Raw genomic sequence first — 18241 nt, forward strand, 5'->3', positions numbered from 1 at the left:
CGCCCGAAGAAAGGTGACCATGTCCGGACCCAACAGCGACTACGACCCGGTCGAGGTCTCGCCGCTGCACGCCGACGAGGTCGAGGCGATGCGCGACGCCGCCCTGGCCGCGATCGCCGCTGCGGACTCCCTCGACGCGCTCAAGCAGGTGAGGATCGAGCACACCGGTGACCGCTCCCCGCTCGCTCTGGCCAACCGCGAGATCGGAGCGCTCCCGCCGCAGGCCCGCAAGGATGCCGGGATGCGCGTCGGACAGGCCCGCAAGGCCGTCTCCGCCGCGATCGCCGACCGTACGGCGGTGCTCGAGGTCGAGGCTGAGGCGCGGATGCTCGCCGACGAGCGTGTCGACGTGACGTTGCCGACCGATCGCGAGCCGGTCGGGGCGCGTCACCCGCTCACGACGGTCCAGGAAAAGGTCGCCGACATCTTCGTCGCGATGGGCTGGGAGGTCGCCGAAGGTCCCGAGGCCGAGGCCGAGTGGCTCAACTTCGACGCGCTCAACCTGGGCCCGGACCACCCGGCACGCACGATGCAGGACACCTTCTGGGTCGCTCCCGAGAAGGCCGCGATGGTGCTTCGCACGCACACGTCGCCGGTGCAGGCACGCACGATGCTCACCCGCAAGCCGCCGATCTACATCATCGCGCCCGGGCGTGTCTTCCGGACCGACGAGCTCGACGCCACGCACTCACCGGTCTTCCACCAGGTCGAGGGGCTCGCGATCGACGAGGGTCTCTCGATGGCTCATCTCAAGGGCACCCTCGACCATTTCGCGCAGGCGATCTACGGCGAGGGCATGACGACGCGGTTCCGCCCGTCGTACTTCCCGTTCACCGAGCCGAGCGCCGAGATGGACCTGCTCTGCTACGTCTGCCACAACGATCCGGCCGAGGTCGCCGACTGCCGCACGTGCCGTGGCGAGGGCTGGGTCGAGTGGGGGGGCTGCGGTGTCGTCAACCCGCGTGTCCTGATCGCCAACGGCGTCGACCCCGAGCGCTACTCGGGCTTCGCCTTCGGCATCGGCCTGGACCGCACGATTACGGGCAGGTACGACATCGCCGACTTGCGTGACCTGTTCGACGGTGACATCCGGTTCACCGAGCCGTTCGGAGTGGAGATCTGATGCGCGTCCCCGTGTCGTGGCTGCGCGACTACGTCGACCTGCCCGCCGACCTCACGACGGCCGAGCTTGCGGACCGTCTGACCATGCTCGACCTCAAGCTCGAGGAGATCGACTCCGTCGGTGCCGAGCTGTCCGGACCGATCGTCGTCGGTCGTGTGCTGTCGGCCGAGCCCGAGCCGCAGAAGAACGGCAAGACCATCAACTGGTGCGCGGTCGACGTCGGCACTGAGCACAACGCCGACGGCGATGAGCCGCGCGGCATCGTGTGCGGCGCGCACAACTTCGGACCCGGCGACCTCGTCGTGGTCGCGCTGCCCGGTGCCGTCCTGCCCGGACCGTTCCCGATCAGCTCGCGCAAGACGTACGGGCACGTCTCCGACGGGATGATCTGCTCCGGCGCCGAGCTGGGCACGACAGGCGATCCCGATGGCATCATCGTCCTGCCGGCCAACTCCGCCGAGGTCGGCGACGACGCGATCGCGCTGCTGGGCCTGCGCGACGACGTGCTCGACCTCGAGGTCAACCCTGACCGTGCATACGCGTTGTCGATGCGCGGCGTCGCACGTGACGCCGCGATCGGCTACGGCGTGCCCTACTTCGACCCGGCCGACGTCGCGCTGACCTCCGACGGCTCCGACGACTACCCCGTCGTGGTCGAGGACGCGCTCGCATGCCCCGTCTTCGTGACCCGCACGGTCACCGGGTTCGACCCGTCGGCGCCGACGCCGCGCTGGATGGCGCGCCGCCTCGAGCTGATGGGCATGCGCCCGATCTCGCTGGCCGTCGACGTCACCAACTACGTGATGCTCGAGCTCGGGCAGCCGATCCACGGCTACGACCGCAACGCGCTGCGCGGACCGATCACGGTGCGGCGCGGACGTCCAGGGGAGAAGGTCACGACTCTCGACGACGTCGTCCGCGACGTGACGCCCGAGGACCTTCTCATCACCGACGAGTCGGGGCCGATCGGCCTCGCCGGGGTGATGGGCGGCCAGACGACCGAGCTGAGCCCGACGACGACCGACATCGTCATCGAGGCCGCGCACTTCGACGCGCCGACGATCGCCCGGACGGCACGCCTGCAGAAGCTCTCGAGCGAGGCGTCACGCCGGTTCGAGCGCGGCGTCGACACGGCGCTCCCGCCGTACGCGGCGCAGCGCGTCGCCGACCTCCTGGTCACCCTCGGCGGAGCCGTCATCGAGCCCGGCGCCACGGTCGTCGGCCGCCCGCCCGCGCAGCCTCAGGTGTCGCTCGCCGACGACCTGCCGGCGCGCATCTCCGGTGTCGACATCGCGCCCGAGACGGCGGTGGCGGCGCTGACGGCCAACGGCTGCGTGGTCGAGCACGACGGCGGCACGCTGACGGTCGTCCCGCCGACCTGGCGCCCCGACCTCACCGATCCGTACGACATGGTCGAGGAGGTACTGCGCTACGTCGGCTACGACAAGGTGCCGTCGCTCCTGCCGCACGCTCCCGCGGGGCGTGGCCTGACGCCAGAGCAGCGGTTGCGCCGCCGCGTCGGTCAGGTGATGGCCGGTGCCGGCTACGTCGAGGTCAAGACGTTCCCGTTCGCAGGGCCGGCCGACTTCGACAAGCTCGGCCTCCCGCTGGACGACGCACGCCGCGATCAGGTGCTCCTCGAGAATCCGCTGTCGGCGGAGGAGCCGGGCCTGACGACCACGCTCATGACCGGCGCCATGAAGGCGCTCGCCCTCAACGTCGGGCGTGGACACGACGACGTGGCGATCTTCGAGTCCGGCCGCGTGTTCCTCCCGAAGCCCGAGGCGCCCGAGGCGCCGGTCTACGGGGTCGATCGCGCGCCGAGCGACGAGGAGTACGAGGCGTTCGACGCCGCTCTTCCCGAGCAGCCGCAGCACCTCGTGCTCGTGGCCACCGGGCGCCGCGAGCGTGCCGGCTGGTGGGGTGACGGTCGTCGTGTCCAGTGGGGCGACGCGATCGAGGCGGTCCGCCGGGTGGGTGAGGCCGTGCACGTGCCGGTCCACGTGGCGGCCGGCGAGATCCCAGCGCCGTGGCACCCCGGCCGTACGGCGGTGCTCTCCCTCGGTGGCGAGGTCGTCGGCTACGCAGGTGAGCTTCACCCGCGCGTGTGTCGGTCGTACGGCGTCCCCGCCCGTACGGTCGCCGCCGAGATCGACCTCGACGCGGTGATCGCCGCGGCGCCCGTGCTCGGTCCCCGACCGTCGTTCTCGACCTATCCGGTCGCCAAGGAGGACGTGGCGCTCGTCGTCGAGTCGTCCGTCGCCAGCGCGGACGTCGCTGCGGCGCTCCTCGAGGGCGGTGGCGACGTGATCGAGTCCGTACGGCTGTTCGACGTCTACACAGGCGAGCAGGTGCCCGCGGGGCACAAGTCGCTGGCCTTCGCGCTGCGGATGCGCGCGCCCGACCGCACCCTGACCGAGGCCGAGACGGCCGAGGTCCGCGACGCTGCCGTCGCGCGTGCCGCCGAGCTGACCGGCGCCCTCCAGCGCACCTGAGGCTGTCACCCCACGCCCGTCCCTGAGTCGGTGCCGGGGCACGGCGGGGTCCCACGAGCCCGGAATGCCGGTCATCTCACACCGGGTCCGGATACCCGATTGCACATTCTTGCAGGGCTCTGCAAGAATGTGCATATGACTTCGATCTCGGTCGCCATCGCGGGCGCGAGCGGCTACGTCGGCGGGGAGCTCCTGCGGACGCTGCTGCCGCACCCGGACGTCCGTCTCGGGGCGCTCACCGCCGCGTCGAGCGCGGGGAGCACCCTGGGGGAGCACCACCCGCACCTGACGCCGCTCGCCGAGCGCGTCCTCGACCCGACCGATGCCGACCACCTCGCGGGCCACGACGTGGTCTTCCTGGCGCTCCCGCACGGCGCGTCGGCCGCGGTCGCCGCCTCCCTCGGTCCGGATGTGCTCGTCATCGACTGCGGCGCGGACTTCCGCCTCCAGAGCAGCGACGACTGGACGGCGTTCTACGGTGGTGAGCACGCTGGCACCTGGCCGTACGGGCTTCCCGAGCTCCCCGGCCAGCGCGAGCGTCTCGCTGGTGCCGCGCGGATCGCCGTGCCGGGCTGCTTCCCGACGGTCTCGACCCTCACGATCATGCCTGCGGTCCTCGACGGTCTCGTGGGGCCCGACGTCAACGTCGTCGCGCCGACCGGCACCTCGGGCGCCGGCAAGAGCCTCAAGCCGGCCTTCCTTGCCTCCGAGGTGATGGGCCAGGCCAGCACGTACGGCGTGGGTGGCGTGCACCGCCACACGCCGGAGATCGAGCAGAACCTTCGCGCCTGCGGTGCCACCGAGCCGCGGGTGTCCTTCACCCCCGTGCTCGCGCCGATGGCACGCGGCATCCTCGCCGTCGTGTCGGCGCCGGTCGTCGACGGCGTGAGCGTCGCCGACGTGCGGGCCTCGTACGAGAAGGCCTACGCGGACGAGCCGTTCGTCCGGGTCCTGCCCGAAGGGCAGTGGCCGCAGACCCAGGCCGTGCTCGGCGCCACGATGGTCCACCTCCAGGTGACCGTCGACGAGCGGGCCGGGCGGCTGGTCGCGATCGGCGCGATGGACAACCTGGCCAAGGGCACGGCGGGCGGCGCCGTCCAGTCGATGAACCTCGCCCTCGGCCTCCCCGAGACCACCGGACTGAGCACGATCGGAGTCGCCCCGTGAGCGTGACCGCACCCCAGGGCTTCAGGGCCGCCGGCGTCCCGGCCGGACTCAAGTCCGGCGGCGAGCCGGACGTCGCCGTCGTCCTGAACGACGGCCCGCTGTCCAGCGCAGCCGCCGTCTTCACCTCCAACCGCTGCAAGGCCAACCCGGTGCTGTGGAGCGAGCAGGCGATCAAGACCGGCACCGCCCGGGCGATCGTCGTCAACTCCGGCGGCGCCAACTGCTACACCGGCCCCGAAGGCTTCGCGACCACGCACCACACCGCCGAGCTCGCCGCCGATCTTCTCGGTGTCGCGCCGATCGAGGTCCAGGTCGCCTCGACCGGTCTGATCGGCCTGCTCAACGACCGCGAGAGCCTCCTCGCCGGCGTCCGCGCGGCAGTGGTCGGGCTCGACGCCGACGGGGGGCCGGACGCGGCACGCGCGATCATGACCACCGACAGCAGGCCCAAGCAGGCGGTCCTCGAGGGCGCGGGCTACACGATCGGCGCGATGGCCAAGGGCGCGGGGATGCTCGCGCCGTCCTTGGCCACGATGATCGTGGTGCTCACGACCGACGCGGTGCTGACGCCGGAGCAGTGCGACACCGTCCTGCGCCACGCCACCACGTACAGCTTCGACCGGCTCGACTCCGACGGCTGCCAGTCGACAAACGACACGGTCCTCCTCATGGCCAGCGGCGCGTCAGGCGTGGAGCCCGACACGGCCGAGTTCGCCAAGCAGCTCGAGGACCTCTGCCGCGACCTCGCGCTCCAGCTGCTCTCCGACGCCGAGGGCGCCGACCACGACATCGCGATCGACGTGCGCGGCGCCGCGTCCGAGGCTGAGGCGCTCGAGGTCGGACGCGCGGTGTCGCGCAGCGCGCTGTTCAAGACCGCGATCTACGGGCGCGACCCCAACTGGGGCCGGATCCTCGCCTCGGTCGGCACCACGCGGGCCGCCTTCGACCCCGCGGACCTCGACGTCGCGATCAACGGCGTGTGGGTCTGCAAGCAGTCCGGGCCGGGGGAGCCACGCGACCTCGTCGATCTCGAGCCGCGCGCCGTCACGGTCACGATCGACCTCAAGACGGGCGACGCGTCCGCGACCATCTGGACCAACGACCTCACGCAGGCGTACGTCCACGAGAACTCGGCGTACAGCTCGTGACCGGCACCGAGATCGACGCCGTGCACGAGGTCCCGGCGCACTGGAAGCGCAAGACCGAGAAGGCCGCGATCCTCGCCGACGCGCTGCCGTGGCTCATGAAGTACCACGGCAAGGTCATCGTCGTGAAGTACGGCGGCAACGCCATGGTCGACGACGAGCTCAAGAAGGCGTTCGCGGAGGACATCATGTTCCTGCGGTACGCAGGGTTCCGTCCCGTCGTCGTCCACGGAGGCGGCCCGCAGATCTCCTCGATGCTCGACCGGCTCGACATCGCCTCGGAGTTCCGCGGCGGCCTGCGGGTGACCACGCCCGAGGCGATGGACGTCGTTCGGATGGTGCTCGTCGGCCAGGTCGGCCGTGAGCTCGTCGGCCTGCTCAACGCCCACGGCCCCGTCGCGGTCGGGCTGTCGGGGGAGGACGCCGGGCTCTTCACCGCCGTGCCGACTCACGCGGTCGTCGACGGCGAGGAGGTCGACCTCGGGCTCGTCGGCGAGGTCAGCGAGGTCCGGCCGGAGGCGGTGCTCGACCTCATCGAGGCCGGTCGTGTGCCGGTCGTCTCCTCGGTCGCGCCCGACGCCGACGGTCAGGTCCACAACGTCAACGCGGACACTGCCGCTGCCGCGCTGGCGGTCGCGCTGGGTGCCGAGAAGCTGCTGGTCCTCACCGACGTCGAGGGCCTCTACCGCGACTGGCCGGAGAGCGACGACGTCATCGGTGAGATCGGCGTCGACGCTCTCGAGGCGCTGATGCCGAGCCTCGCGTCCGGCATGGTGCCCAAGATGGGCGCGTGCCTCAAGGCCGTACGGGGCGGGGTGCCGCGGGCGACCGTCGTGGACGGACGCGAGCCGCACGCGGTGCTGCTCGAGATCTTCACCGACGAGGGCGTGGGGACCCAGGTGCTCCCCGAGGCCGAGACCTTGATCCGGACGGCCCTGAGGAGGCTCGCATGAGTGCCGCGACGGCGCAGCCGGAGTGGCAGGCACGCTACGCCGGCTCCCTGATGAACACCTTCGGCACGCCTCAGCGTGTCCTCGTGCGCGGCGAGGGGGCGTACGTGTGGGACGCCGACGGCACGCGCTACCTCGACCTGCTCGCCGGCATCGCGGTGAACGCCCTCGGCCACGCGCACCCCGCGGTGCTCAAGGCCGTGGGCGAGCAGCTCGGCACCCTCGGGCACGTCTCCAACTTCTTCGCGACCGAGCCGCAGATCACGCTCGCGGAGCGGCTGCTAGCTCTGCTCGGCACCGACGGCAAGGTCTTCTTCACCAACTCCGGCACCGAGGCCAACGAGGCGGCGCTCAAGCTCACGCGCCGGACAGGCAGAACCCGCCTGGTCGCCGCGACCGGGAGCTTCCACGGCCGGACGATGGGTGCGCTCGCCCTCACGAGCAAGGAGGCCTACCGGACTCCGTTCGAGCCGCTGCCCGGCGACGTCACCTTCGTCCCGTACGGCGATGTCGACGCACTGCGGGCCGCCGTGGACGAGACCGTGGCCGCCGTCGTCCTCGAGCCGATCCAAGGCGAGGCCGGCGCGGTCGAACCCGGCGCCGGCTACCTCCAGGCGGCACGCGAGATCACCTCCGCGCACGGCACGCTGCTGTGGCTCGACGAGGTGCAGACCGGAATCGGCCGTACGGGCCAGTGGTTCGCGCACACCGTGACCGGCGTCGTCCCCGACGTCGTCACCCTGGCCAAGGGCCTCGGCGGCGGGATCCCTGTCGGTGCCTGCCTCGCCGTCGGCGCGGCCGCCGACCTGCTCCAGCCCGGCAACCACGGCACGACCTTCGGCGGCAACCCCGTCGCGGCGGCGGCGGCCCTGGCGGTGCTCGACACCCTCGAGGCCGACGGCCTGCTCGCCAACGCGACGCGCGTGGGGCAGCGCTTGCGCGACGGGCTGGCCGACCACCCGCTCGTCTCTGACACCTCAGGGGCCGGCCTCCTCGTCGGCATCGGCCTGACCGATGCTGTCGCGCCGCAGGTGCAGCTGGCCGTGCTCGACGCGGGCGTGGTCATCAACGCCGCCGCACCCGACCGGCTGCGGCTCGTCCCGCCGCTGATCCTCACCGAGGATCAGGCCGACGAGGCCGTCGCGGTGATCCGCGCCGTGCTGGACACCTACGCGAACGAGGACCAGGAGATCGAGGCATGAGGCATTTCCTGCGTGACGACGACCTCTCGCCCGCCGAGCAGGCCGAGATCCTCGACCTGGCCGACGTCCTCAAGGCTGCTCCGTACGCCGAGCGTCCCCTCGAGGGCCCGCAGACCGTCGCGGTGATCTTCGACAAGGCGTCGACGCGGACGCGCGTGTCGTTCGCGGTCGGCATCGCCGCGCTCGGCGGCAGCCCGCTGGTGATCGACGCCGGCAGCAGCCAGATGGGCCGCGGTGAATCTGTCGCCGACACGACCGGTGTGCTGGAGCGCATGGTGTCGGCGATCGTGTGGCGCACCTTCGCCCAGTCCGGGCTGGAGGAGATGGCCGCGGTCAGCCACGTCCCGGTCGTCAACGCGCTGAGCGACGACTTCCACCCGTGCCAGCTGCTCGCGGACCTGCAGACGATCCGCGCGCACAAGGGCCGGCTCGCCGGGCTCACGCTGACCTACCTCGGTGACGGGGCCAACAACATGGCCCACTCGTACCTGCTCGCGGGTGCCGTCGCCGGGATGCACGTCCGCATCGGAGCGCCCGCCTCGTACGCGCCCCGCGCCGACGTGCTCGCCGACGCCGCGCGCATCGCCGAGACGACCGGCGGCTCCGTCTCGGTCCACACCGACCCGGCGGAGGCGGTCGCCGGCGCGGACGTGCTCGCGACCGACACGTGGGTCTCGATGGGGCAGGAGGACGAGAAGGCCGAGCGGATCGCGACCTTCGGGGCGTACGGCATCTCGACCGAGCTCCTCGCGCAGGCCGCCGACCACGCGATCGTGCTGCACTGCCTCCCGGCGTACCGCGGTCTCGAGGTCGCCGCCGACGTCATCGACGGCCCGCAGAGCGTGGTCTGGGACGAGGCCGAGAACCGCCTGCACGCCCAGAAGGCGCTGCTCGTGTGGCTGCTGCGCGAGGCCGCGGCCGGAGCGTCGTCGTGAGCACCATCCCGGGGACGAAGGCGGCGAGGCAACGGCGTATCGTCGAGCTGCTCGGCACCCACGTCGTCCGTTCGCAGACCGACCTCGCCGACCTCCTTGCCGCCGACGGGCTGCAGGTCACGCCGTCCACGCTGTCGCGCGACCTGGTCGAGCTCGACGCCGTACGGGTACGCCATCCCGGGGGCGGACTCGTCTACGCGGTGCCTGCGGAGGGCGGTGACCGTACTCCGCGACCGGCGGTGGAGACGGTCTCGGCGCAGGCGCGGCTCGCCCGGCTCTGCAACGAGCTGCTGGTGTCGGCAGAGGGGTCGGCCAACCTGGTCGTCCTCCGAACACCGCCCGGTGCGGCACAGTTCTTCGCCTCGGCGATCGACCACGCGGCACTGGGCGCCCTCCTCGGGACGATCGCGGGGGACGACACCGTGCTCGTCATCTGCAAGGACCCCACCGGCGGACCCGGCGTCGCGGACGAGTTCCGGGCTCTCGCCACCGCCGAGACCACGAAGGTCTCGGACACCACCCACGCTCTCTCGGACAAGTAGTCATGTCCGACACGTTTGAACTAGGAGAAACCACATGACCGAACGGGTCGTACTCGCGTACTCAGGCGGCCTGGACACCTCGGTGGCCATCGGCTGGCTCGGCCAGGAGACCGGTGCCGAGGTCATCGCGGTGGCCGTCGACGTCGGCCAGGACGGCGAAGACATGGACATCGTCCGCAAGCGCGCACTCGAGTGCGGTGCGGTCGAGTCGATCGTCATCGACGCCAAGGACGAGTTCGCCGAGGACTACTGCCTCCCGGCAGTGCGGGCCAACGCGCTGTACCAGGACCGCTACCCGCTGGTGTCCGCCCTGTCGCGCCCGCTGATCGTCAAGCACCTCGTCGAGGCCGCGACCTACCACGGCGCGACGACCGTCTCGCACGGCTGCACCGGCAAGGGCAACGACCAGGTCCGCTTCGAGGTCGGCGCGAAGGCGCTCGCCCCCGAGCTCAAGGTCATCGCCCCGGTCCGTGACTACGCGTGGACGCGCGAGAAGGCGATCGCGTACGCCGAGGAGCACGACCTGCCGATCGACGTGACCAAAAAGTCGCCGTACTCGATCGACCAGAACGTCTGGGGCCGCGCCGTCGAGACGGGCTTCCTCGAGGACATCTGGAACGGCCCGATCGAGGACCTCTACTCCTACACGTCCGACCCGGCGCAGCAGCGTGACGCCGACGAGGTCGTCATCGCCTTCGAGGGGGGCGCCCCGGTCGCGATCGACGGTAAGCCCGTCACGATGCTCCAGGCGATCCAGCAGCTCAATGCCCGCGCAGGCGCCCAGGGCGTCGGCCGCATCGACATGGTCGAGGACCGTCTCGTCGGGATCAAGAGCCGCGAGATCTACGAGGCGCCGGGCGCGATGGCGCTCATCGCCGCCCACATGGAGCTGGAGAACGTCACCGTCGAGCGCGAGCTGGCCCGCTTCAAGCGCGGGATCGACCAGCGCTGGGGCGAGCTGGCGTACGACGGCCTGTGGTTCTCGCCGCTGAAGCAGACCCTCGACGCGTTCATCACGAAGTCGCAGGAGTCCGTCACCGGCGAGGTGCGGATGACGCTGCACGCCGGCAAGGCGACGGTCACCGGCCGTCGCTCGGCGACCAGCCTGTACGACTTCAACCTCGCGACGTACGACGAGGGCGACACGTTCGACCAGAGCATGGCGAAGGGCTTCATCGAGATCTTCGGCATGTCGAGCACGCTGGCGAACAAGCGCGACCAGTCCCTGGCAGGGGAGTGAGCGTGGCTGGCGAGCAGCACGAGACCACTGGTACGGAGGGCGAGCGCACGGCGCTGTGGGGAGGCCGGTTCGCGTCCGGCCCCTCGCCCGAGCTCGAGGCGTTGTCGCGCTCGACGCACTTCGACTGGCGTCTGGCCCCGTACGACCTCGCGGGCTCGCGTGCCCACGCGCGCGTGCTCGGTCGAGCCGGCCTCCTGACCGAGGACGACCTGACGGCGCTGCTCGCCGGCATCGACGCGCTGGAGGCCGACGTGGCCTCCGGTGCGTTCACCCCGGACCCGGGTGACGAGGACGTCCACACCGCCCTCGAGCGTGGCCTCGTCGAGCGGCTCGGTGCTGAGCTGGGCGGACGGTTGCGCGCCGGACGTTCGCGCAACGACCAGATCGCGACCCTGGGCCGGACCTACCTGCGCGACCACGCCGCCGAGATCGGCCGCCTGGTGCGCGGTCTGGTCGTGGCGTTGGCCGACCAGGCAGACAAGCACCTGGGCGTCGCGATGCCGGGGCGCACCCACCTGCAGCACGCGCAGCCGGTGCTGCTGAGCCACCACCTGCTTGCCCATGCGTGGCCGCTCGTGCGTGACCTTGACCGGCTCGCTGACTGGGACGCGCGGGTCGCGGCAGAGTCGCCGTACGGGTCGGGCGCGCTCGCCGGGTCGTCGCTCGGGCTCGACCCCGAGCAGGTCGCGGCCGACCTCGGGTTCACCGGATCGGCTCCGAACTCCATCGACGGGACGGCGTCGCGCGACTACGTGGCGGAGTTCGCGTTCGTCACGGCGATGATCGGTGTCGACCTCTCGAGGATCGCCGAGGAGATCATCCTCTGGAACACCAAGGAGTTCGGATTCGTCACGCTCCACGACGGCTACTCCACCGGCTCGAGCATCATGCCGCAGAAGAAGAACCCGGACATCGCCGAGCTCGCCCGCGGCAAGGCCGGGCGGGTGATCGGCAACCTGACCGGGCTCATGGCGACGCTGAAGGCGCTCCCGCTGGCCTACAACCGTGACCTGCAGGAGGACAAGGAGCCGGTGTTCGACTCCGTCGACACGCTCGAGGTCCTGCTGCCGGCGTTCACCGGCATGATCGCCACGCTGACGTTCCACACCGAACGGCTGGAGTCGCTGGCACCGCAGGGGTTCGCGCTGGCGACCGACATCGCCGAGTGGCTCGTGCGCGAAGGCGTGCCGTTCCGCGACGCGCACGAGATCTCCGGCGCGTGCGTCCGCGTCGCGGAGGGCCAGGACAAGGAGCTGTGGGACCTCACCGACGACGAGCTCGCGTCGATCTCGCCGCACCTCACGCCCGCGGTGCGCGAGGTGCTCAGCGTCGAGGGTTCGATCGGTTCGCGCGATGCCCGCGGCGGCACGGCGCCCGTACGGGTGGCCGAGCAGCTCGCCGAGCTGCGGGCCCGCCTGGGCCGGGCAGACTGAGCGGGCAGACTGGGCGCCGTGGACACGCTCACGGTCGAGACGCACGCGCGCAGGCTGCTCGGGGCGATGCTGACGCACGGCGACGTCACCGTGCGGATCACCGAGGTGGAGGCGTACGGCGGGACCGACGATCCCGCCTCGCACGCCTTCCGCGGCCCGACGCCGCGCAGCGCGATCATGTTCGGGCCGCCCGAGGTGCTGTACGTGTACCTCTCGTACGGCATGCACTACTGCGCCAACGTCGTGGTCGGCCGTGAGGGCGACGCGTCGGCGGTGCTTCTGCGGGCGGGCGAGGTCGTCCGGGAGGTCGACGTCGCCCGCTCACGCAGGGGGCAGGTGCCGGACGTCCGGCTCGCCCGCGGGCCTGCCAACCTCACTCAGGCGCTCGGTCTCGCCCTCGCGCACAACGGGTCGTCGCTGACCGGGCCGGAGGTCGTCCTGCGGCGCCCCGACGTCCTCGCGGAGGCGATCAGCGCGGGGCCGAGGGTCGGCGTCTCCCAGGCGGCCGACGTCCCGTGGCGGTTCTGGCTGACCGGTGACCCGACCGTCTCGGCGTACCGACGCAGTCCACGGGCGGCGGCGCCCGAGCCTCTGGGATGATGTCGGGATGCGGCGTGCCCCCCTCGTACGAGTCGTGACACTCGTCCTGTGCCTGTTCCTGGTCACCTCGTGCGGCAGCGCCGCCGACCTGGCCGTCGGAGGCTCGCGGTCAGGCGCCGCGACGGAGGTGCCCGGGCTGACCGTCGACGGGGGAGTGGTGGTGTCGTCGGACGACCTCGACACCGAGGCCGCGGAGGCGTCCGACCCGATCCCCGTCGTCGTCTACGTCGAGCCGCTGTGTCCGCACTGCAAGGCCTTCGACGCCGAGCACGGGTCGATGCTCCAAGAGCGCCTGGAGGGTGGGCAGATCACGCTCGAGTACCGTCTCGTCTCGTTCCTCGACAACGGCACGACGGAGCGCTCGTCGGCGCGGGCGGTCAACGCCGCGCTGTGCGCGGCCACCGATGCCGGCCCCGCCGCGTACGCCACCTACGTCCACGAGCTCCTCGAGAACCAGCCGGTCGGCGGGGTGCTGACCGACGCGGCCCTCGTCGCGCTCGGAGACGACGCAGGTGCCTCCATCGAGTCGTGCGTGACAGGGGAGTCTCACGCAGACCTCGTCGCGTCGCTGTCCAAGAACGCGCTCGGCAAGATCAGCGCGACGCCGACCGTCATCGTCGGTGGGCGCGAGTTCGAGGGCGTGCCCACGGCCGAGGACCTGGTCGCTGCGCTGGGCAGCGGCTCCGCCGTCGTCTGAGCTGTCCTCCCCGTTGTGCCAGCTCACCGGTGACCGTCACGGTCAGCCCGGCAGCGCCACAGCGTCGAGGGCGATCAGGAGCGCGCCCACGACCGACGCCTGGTCGCCGAGCGTCGAGAGCGACACGTCCACCCCGCCGCGCAAGCCGTCGACCGCGTGTCGGCGCAGCCCGTCGCGGATGCCGTCGACGACGATCTCGCAGGCCAGGTCGCCGCCGATCACGATGCGCTCGGGGCTCAGGAGGTTGGCCACGATCGCCGAACCCTGTCCGAGCGCACGCCCTGCGTCTTCGAGCAGGCGACGAGCACCGGCATCGCCCGCGGCCGCGATCTCCACGAGCTCGTGGACCGTGAGGTCGGGGAGCCGGCCGGCAAGCTGCTCGACCAGCCCCGAGCCTCCCGCGTACGCCTCGAGGCATCCGCGGCTCCCGCACCGGCACAGCGGACCTGACTCGTCGAGCGTGATGTGTCCGAGCTCGCCCGCCGTGCCGAGCCCGCCGCGGTAGACCCGGCCGTCGAGGACGAGGCCGCAGCCGATCCCGGAGGACACCTTCAGGTAGGCGAGCGTCGTGACGCGAGGATCCGTGCGCATCTCGGCCAGCGCGCCGAGGTTGGCGTCGTTGTCGACGACGGCGGGGACGCCGAACTCTTCGGACGCGACCTCGGACGCCGTCACCCCCACCCACCCCGGGAGGATCGACCCGGCCGTGATCCGACCGTCACGGCTGATGGGTGCGGGCAGCCCGACACCCGCGGCGTGGACCCGCTTCGCGTCCTCGCCGAGGCCGTCGAGGAGCTCGGCGAGCATCGTCGAGGCGAGTGCGAGCCCGTCGGCGTACGCGTGGTCGTTGTCGAGCGGGCACTGCGACGAGGCGACGAGCCTGCCGGCCAGGTCGCCGAGGGCCACCTGGAGGTGGGAGTGGCCGAAGTCGAACCCTGCGACGAGCCCGGCCTCGCGTGAGATCCGGACGGTCGATCCGCGCCGCCCGACCGTCCCTGTCGTCTCGACGAGGCCGATCGCGACGAGGTGGCGCACGATGTTGGAGACCGTGGCAGGCGCGAGCGCGGTCTGACGGGCGATCTCGGCCTGGCTGAGCTCGTCGACGGCGCGCAGGCGGTCAACGACGCGGTCGAGGTTGGCCGAGCGCAGCGCAGAGGTCGATCCGGACCGAGGGGGCATGGCCATAACCTAGCCCGCTCCCTAGAATCGTCAAGAGGTGAACATTTCAAAGCAATGTTGCGGTTTGGCAACGCTCTATCGTTCACGACTTGACGATTTAGCCGCGCGACCGAAGACTTGCGGCGAATAGGCGTGGCCATGTGTGCCACGTCACAAACTCCTGGGGAGGAACAGTGAAGAAGTTTGCGCGCACCGCTGTAGGGGCGGCGTCGGTCGTGATCCTCACGGCCGCACTGGGCGCCTGCGGCGGGGACGATGACAGTGATGGCGGAGGCGGCGGCAGCGACAGCAAGACGATCGCCCTGCTGCTCCCCGAGACCAAGACCACCCGGTACGAGGCCTTCGACAAGCCGCTCTTCGAGGCCAAGGTCAAGGAGCTGTGCGACGACTGCGACGTCAAGTACCTCAACGCCGACCAGGACGCGTCGAAGCAGCAGCAGCAGGCGGAGTCGGCGATCACCGACGGCGCGGCCGTGCTGGTGCTCGACCCGGTCGACAGCGAGGCCGCCGTCGGCATCGTGAAGTCGGCCCAGTCCTCCGACGTCCCTGTCGTCGCGTACGACCGCTTCATCGAGGGCGCCGACTACTACCTGTCGTTCGACAACGAGCGGGTCGGCGAGCTCCAGGGCGAGGCGCTCGTCGAGGCGACCGGTGGCACCGGTGACATCCTCATGCTCAACGGTGCGCCGACCGATCCGAACGCTGCCCAGTTCAAGGCGGGCGCGCACAAGGCGATCGACGCCAGCGGCCTCAACGTGGTCGCTGAGTTCGACAACCCGGACTGGAGCCCGGACAACGCGCAGAAGTTCGTCACGTCGCAGCTCAACAACACCGATGCTGCGTCGCTCGCCGGCGTGTACGCCGCCAACGACGGGCAGGCAGGCGGCGTCATCGCCGCACTGCGCGCCGACGGGCTGACGAAGTTCCCGCCGGTGACAGGCCAGGACGCCGAGCTCGCCGCGATCCAGCGCATCGTGGCCGGCGACCAGTACATGACGATCTACAAGTCGATCAAGACAGAGGCCGAAAAGGCTGCCGAGGTTGCCGTCGCGATCGTCAACGGCGACGACGTGGGCGAGACGACCGACTTCCAGGGCGTCAAGTCGTTCATCTTCGACCCGGTGGTCGTCACGCAGGACAACGTCAAGGACACCGTCGTGGCGGACGGTTTCTACACGGTCGAGGACATCTGCACTGCCGAGTACGCCGACGCGTGCGCAGCCGCAGGCCTCAGCTGATCCACCCCACACCCCGGGTCCGGGTGGCCACGTCGCATCGTGGCCACCCGGATCGCCCACGTTCACCCACCAGCGAAGGACATCATGAACGACGGCAGCCAGCCGATCCTCTCGCTGCGCGGCATCGACAAGCGCTTCGGCGCCGTGCAAGCCCTCAGCGACGTCTCGATCGACGTACGACCCGGCGAAGTGGTCGCGCTCGTCGGAGACAACGGCGCGGGCAAGTCGACCCTCGTCAAGATCATGTCCGGCGTCTATCAGCCCGACGGCGGCGAGATCATCTTCGACGGCCGCCCCGTGTCGATCCCCGGTCCGAAGGCCGCGCAGGCGCTCGGCGTCGCGACGGTCTTCCAGGACCTCGCGCTCTGCGACAACCTCGACGTCGTCGCCAACCTCTTCCTAGGCCACGAGCGCACCAGCGCCGGTGTCCTGGACGAGGTGGAGATGGAACGCCACTCCTGGGAGCTGCTCCAACAGCTCTCCGCAAAGATCCCGTCCGTCCGCATCCCCATCGCGTCGCTGTCGGGCGGCCAGCGCCAGACCGTCGCGATCGCACGCAGCCTCGTGGGCGACCCCAAGGTCGTGATGCTCGACGAGCCGACCGCTGCCCTGGGCGTCGCGCAGACCGCAGAGGCCCTCAACCTCATCGAGAGGCTGCGCACACGGGGCCTTGGCGTGATCCTCATCAGCCACAACATGGCGGACGTGCAGGCCGTCGCCGACCGGATCTACGTCCTTCGGCTCGGGCGCAACGGGGCAGAGTTCGAGATCGCCGACGTCACGACGGAGCAGCTCGTGGCCGCAATCACCGGTGCCTCGGACAACGTCGTCGCCGAGCGCGCCGCCCGCGACCGTACGGGGACCCCGATCACCCCGGAGGACATCGATCCGTTCGCCGTCCTGCCCGACGGCGGCTCCGGTGCCACCGATGCCGCCACCCCCGACTCGGACGAGGAGCGCGACGCATGACCACCACGTACGACAAGAGCGACGAACGCCTCGTCGGCACGGACTCGCCGCGCGCGACGCTGAGGGCCTTCGGTCGCCGCATCCGCTCGGGGGACCTCGGGATGGCACCGGTCATCATCGGGCTCCTCGCGATCTGGGTGATCTTCTTCCTCCAGAACGAGCGCTTCCTGTCCTCGCGCAACCTGGTCAACCTGAGCCTCGACTCCGCGACGATCGGCATGATCTCGCTCGGGATCGTGCTCGTGCTGCTCCTCGGCGAGATCGACCTGTCGGTCGGCTCGGTCAGCGGTGTCGGCGGGTCGATCCTCGCGGTCATGCTTGTCTACCAGGGCTGGCCGCTGCTCCCGTCGATCCTGCTGGCGCTCGCCGCGGGCGTGGCGATCGGCACGTTCTACGGGCTGCTCTTCACGCAGTTCGGGGTCCCGAGCTTCGTCATCACCCTGGCCGGCCTGCTCGCGTTCCTCGGAGTCCAGCTGTGGGTCCTCGGCAGCCGCGGCACGGTGAACCTGCCGGTCGACTCGTGGCTCATCGAGTTCGCCAACTTCAAGTTCCTGTCCGAGCCGGTCTCGTACGGTCTCGCGGTCGTCATCGGTCTGGTCTACCTCGGCACCCGCCTGCGGACGATCCAGCGCCGTCGCGCCGCGAACCTCTCCGCGCCCTCCTTCCAGGGCGCGGTGGTCCGGGCGGTGCTGATGGTGGCGGCGCTGTTGTTCGGCGCCTGGTACCTCAACCAGGACCGCGGTGTCGGCTACATGCCGCTGTTCTGGGTGGCGACGATCGTGGCGGTCGACCTGATCTTGCGCAGGACGCGGTTCGGCCGCTCGGTCTTCGCGGTCGGCGGCAACGAGGAGGCGTCGCGGCGCGCGGGCGTCGCGGTGAACAAGGTCTACATCACGGTGTTCGCGGCGTGCTCGACGTTCGCGGTGCTCGGCGGCATCCTCGCCGCGGGACGCCTGCAGTCTGTCGCGCAGTCCAGCGGCGGCACCGACACCAACCTGATGGCGATCGCGGCCGCGGTCATCGGCGGGACGAGCCTGTTCGGCGGGCGCGGCTCGGCGTACGCGGCGCTGTTCGGCATGCTCGTGCTCCAGTCGATCACGAGCGGTCTCAACCTCATCGGGGTCGAGGCCGAGGTGCGCTACATCGTGACGGGCGCGGTCCTGCTGCTCGCCGTGACGATCGACTCGCTGTCGCGCCGGGCCAGGCGCAGCAGCGGTACGGCCTAGCTGTTCGTACGGCGCGGGCGTTGGTGGACGCTTGGGCACCGACGCCTGCCGTGATGCGCCGGACACAGCGCTAGCGCCGCCACCCCAAGCCGTTCCCAAG

General features: G+C 71.0%; 16 protein-coding genes. 15 read left to right on the forward strand and 1 reads right to left on the reverse strand.

Going from position 1 to position 18241, the window contains the following annotated elements:
* The first annotated feature begins 19 nt into the window (after positions 1-19).
* The 12 genes from pheS (at position 20) to ACFSDF_RS14485 (ending at position 13529) form a co-directional block, all read left to right on the forward strand.
* Entirely contained in the window at positions 20-1123 is a 1104-nt protein-coding gene (gene pheS / locus ACFSDF_RS14430; protein ID WP_167009118.1) for a phenylalanine--tRNA ligase subunit alpha, read from the forward strand.
* A complete protein-coding gene (gene pheT / locus ACFSDF_RS14435) occupies positions 1123-3618 on the forward strand; it encodes a phenylalanine--tRNA ligase subunit beta (protein WP_167009121.1) in 2496 nt (831 codons plus the stop codon). Before pheS ends, pheT begins: the two co-directional genes overlap by 1 nt.
* A 135-nt stretch (positions 3619-3753) precedes the next feature.
* On the forward strand, positions 3754-4785 hold the full coding sequence (gene argC / locus ACFSDF_RS14440) for an N-acetyl-gamma-glutamyl-phosphate reductase (protein ID WP_167009124.1): 1032 nt from the start codon (positions 3754-3756) through the stop codon (positions 4783-4785).
* A complete protein-coding gene (gene argJ, locus ACFSDF_RS14445) occupies positions 4782-5933 on the forward strand; it encodes a bifunctional glutamate N-acetyltransferase/amino-acid acetyltransferase ArgJ (RefSeq protein ID WP_167009127.1) in 1152 nt (383 codons plus the stop codon). The genes argC and argJ overlap by 4 nt, the downstream gene beginning before the upstream one ends.
* 95 nt (positions 5934-6028) lie before the next feature.
* Positions 6029-6883 carry an acetylglutamate kinase gene (gene argB, locus ACFSDF_RS14450; protein ID WP_167009393.1) on the forward strand — a complete coding sequence of 285 codons (855 nt, stop codon included), beginning with the start codon at positions 6029-6031 and terminating at the stop codon, positions 6881-6883.
* Positions 6880-8082 (forward strand): acetylornithine transaminase, encoded by a 1203-nt coding sequence (locus ACFSDF_RS14455; protein ID WP_167009130.1) that lies wholly within the window; start codon positions 6880-6882, stop codon positions 8080-8082. Before argB ends, ACFSDF_RS14455 begins: the two co-directional genes overlap by 4 nt.
* Complete coding sequence (argF, locus tag ACFSDF_RS14460; RefSeq protein WP_167009133.1) at positions 8079-9017, forward strand: ornithine carbamoyltransferase; 939 nt, start codon at positions 8079-8081, stop codon at positions 9015-9017. The genes ACFSDF_RS14455 and argF overlap by 4 nt, the downstream gene beginning before the upstream one ends.
* Positions 9014-9559, forward strand: a complete 546-nt coding sequence (locus ACFSDF_RS14465) for an arginine repressor (RefSeq protein WP_167009136.1) — start codon at positions 9014-9016, stop codon at positions 9557-9559. Before argF ends, ACFSDF_RS14465 begins: the two co-directional genes overlap by 4 nt.
* Positions 9560-9593: 34 nt before the next feature.
* Entirely contained in the window at positions 9594-10799 is a 1206-nt protein-coding gene (locus ACFSDF_RS14470; protein WP_377157984.1) for an argininosuccinate synthase, read from the forward strand.
* 2 nt (positions 10800-10801) lie between these two features.
* Positions 10802-12232 carry an argininosuccinate lyase gene (gene argH, locus ACFSDF_RS14475; RefSeq protein ID WP_182397166.1) on the forward strand — a complete coding sequence of 477 codons (1431 nt, stop codon included), beginning with the start codon at positions 10802-10804 and terminating at the stop codon, positions 12230-12232.
* 18 nt (positions 12233-12250) lie between these two features.
* Positions 12251-12832, forward strand: coding sequence for a DNA-3-methyladenine glycosylase (locus tag ACFSDF_RS14480; RefSeq protein ID WP_377157986.1), 582 nt, complete (start codon positions 12251-12253; stop codon positions 12830-12832).
* 7 nt (positions 12833-12839) lie between these two features.
* Positions 12840-13529, forward strand: coding sequence for a DsbA family protein (locus ACFSDF_RS14485; RefSeq protein ID WP_167251771.1), 690 nt, complete (start codon positions 12840-12842; stop codon positions 13527-13529).
* Between the two features lie 42 nt (positions 13530-13571).
* Here ACFSDF_RS14485 and ACFSDF_RS14490 read toward each other — a convergent pair whose 3' ends face one another.
* Complete coding sequence (locus ACFSDF_RS14490) at positions 13572-14708, reverse strand: ROK family transcriptional regulator (protein WP_377157988.1); 1137 nt, start codon at positions 14706-14708, stop codon at positions 13572-13574.
* A 173-nt stretch (positions 14709-14881) separates the two neighbouring features.
* On the opposite strand from ACFSDF_RS14490, the gene ACFSDF_RS14495 reads away from it, so the two are divergent.
* The 3 genes from ACFSDF_RS14495 to ACFSDF_RS14505 all read left to right on the forward strand — a co-directional run bounded on the left by ACFSDF_RS14495 (position 14882) and on the right by ACFSDF_RS14505 (position 18141).
* Entirely contained in the window at positions 14882-15946 is a 1065-nt protein-coding gene (locus ACFSDF_RS14495) for a sugar ABC transporter substrate-binding protein (protein WP_167009150.1), read from the forward strand.
* A gap of 84 nt (positions 15947-16030) precedes the next feature.
* Positions 16031-16915 carry an ATP-binding cassette domain-containing protein gene (locus tag ACFSDF_RS14500; RefSeq protein ID WP_167009153.1) on the forward strand — a complete coding sequence of 295 codons (885 nt, stop codon included), beginning with the start codon at positions 16031-16033 and terminating at the stop codon, positions 16913-16915.
* Positions 16912-18141 (forward strand): sugar ABC transporter permease, encoded by a 1230-nt coding sequence (locus ACFSDF_RS14505; protein WP_167009157.1) that lies wholly within the window; start codon positions 16912-16914, stop codon positions 18139-18141. Before ACFSDF_RS14500 ends, ACFSDF_RS14505 begins: the two co-directional genes overlap by 4 nt.
* Positions 18142-18241: the final 100 nt, after the last annotated feature.

It is taken from the genome of Mumia zhuanghuii, from assembly GCF_042681565.1.
Lineage (GTDB): Bacteria > Actinomycetota > Actinomycetes > Propionibacteriales > Nocardioidaceae > Mumia.

Coding starts and splice junctions, on each gene's coding strand:
- pheS (WP_167009118.1), top strand. CDS start 20: ATGTCCGGACCCAACAGCGACTACGACCCGGTCGAGGTCTCGCCGCTG.
- pheT (WP_167009121.1), top strand. CDS start 1,123: ATGCGCGTCCCCGTGTCGTGGCTGCGCGACTACGTCGACCTGCCCGCC.
- argC (WP_167009124.1), top strand. CDS start 3,754: ATGACTTCGATCTCGGTCGCCATCGCGGGCGCGAGCGGCTACGTCGGC.
- argB (WP_167009393.1), top strand. CDS start 6,029: ATGAAGTACCACGGCAAGGTCATCGTCGTGAAGTACGGCGGCAACGCC.
- ACFSDF_RS14455 (WP_167009130.1), top strand. CDS start 6,880: ATGAGTGCCGCGACGGCGCAGCCGGAGTGGCAGGCACGCTACGCCGGC.
- argF (WP_167009133.1), top strand. CDS start 8,079: ATGAGGCATTTCCTGCGTGACGACGACCTCTCGCCCGCCGAGCAGGCC.
- ACFSDF_RS14470 (WP_377157984.1), top strand. CDS start 9,594: ATGACCGAACGGGTCGTACTCGCGTACTCAGGCGGCCTGGACACCTCG.
- ACFSDF_RS14485 (WP_167251771.1), top strand. CDS start 12,840: ATGCGGCGTGCCCCCCTCGTACGAGTCGTGACACTCGTCCTGTGCCTG.
- ACFSDF_RS14490 (WP_377157988.1), bottom strand. CDS start 14,708: ATGCCCCCTCGGTCCGGATCGACCTCTGCGCTGCGCTCGGCCAACCTC.
- ACFSDF_RS14500 (WP_167009153.1), top strand. CDS start 16,031: ATGAACGACGGCAGCCAGCCGATCCTCTCGCTGCGCGGCATCGACAAG.
- ACFSDF_RS14505 (WP_167009157.1), top strand. CDS start 16,912: ATGACCACCACGTACGACAAGAGCGACGAACGCCTCGTCGGCACGGAC.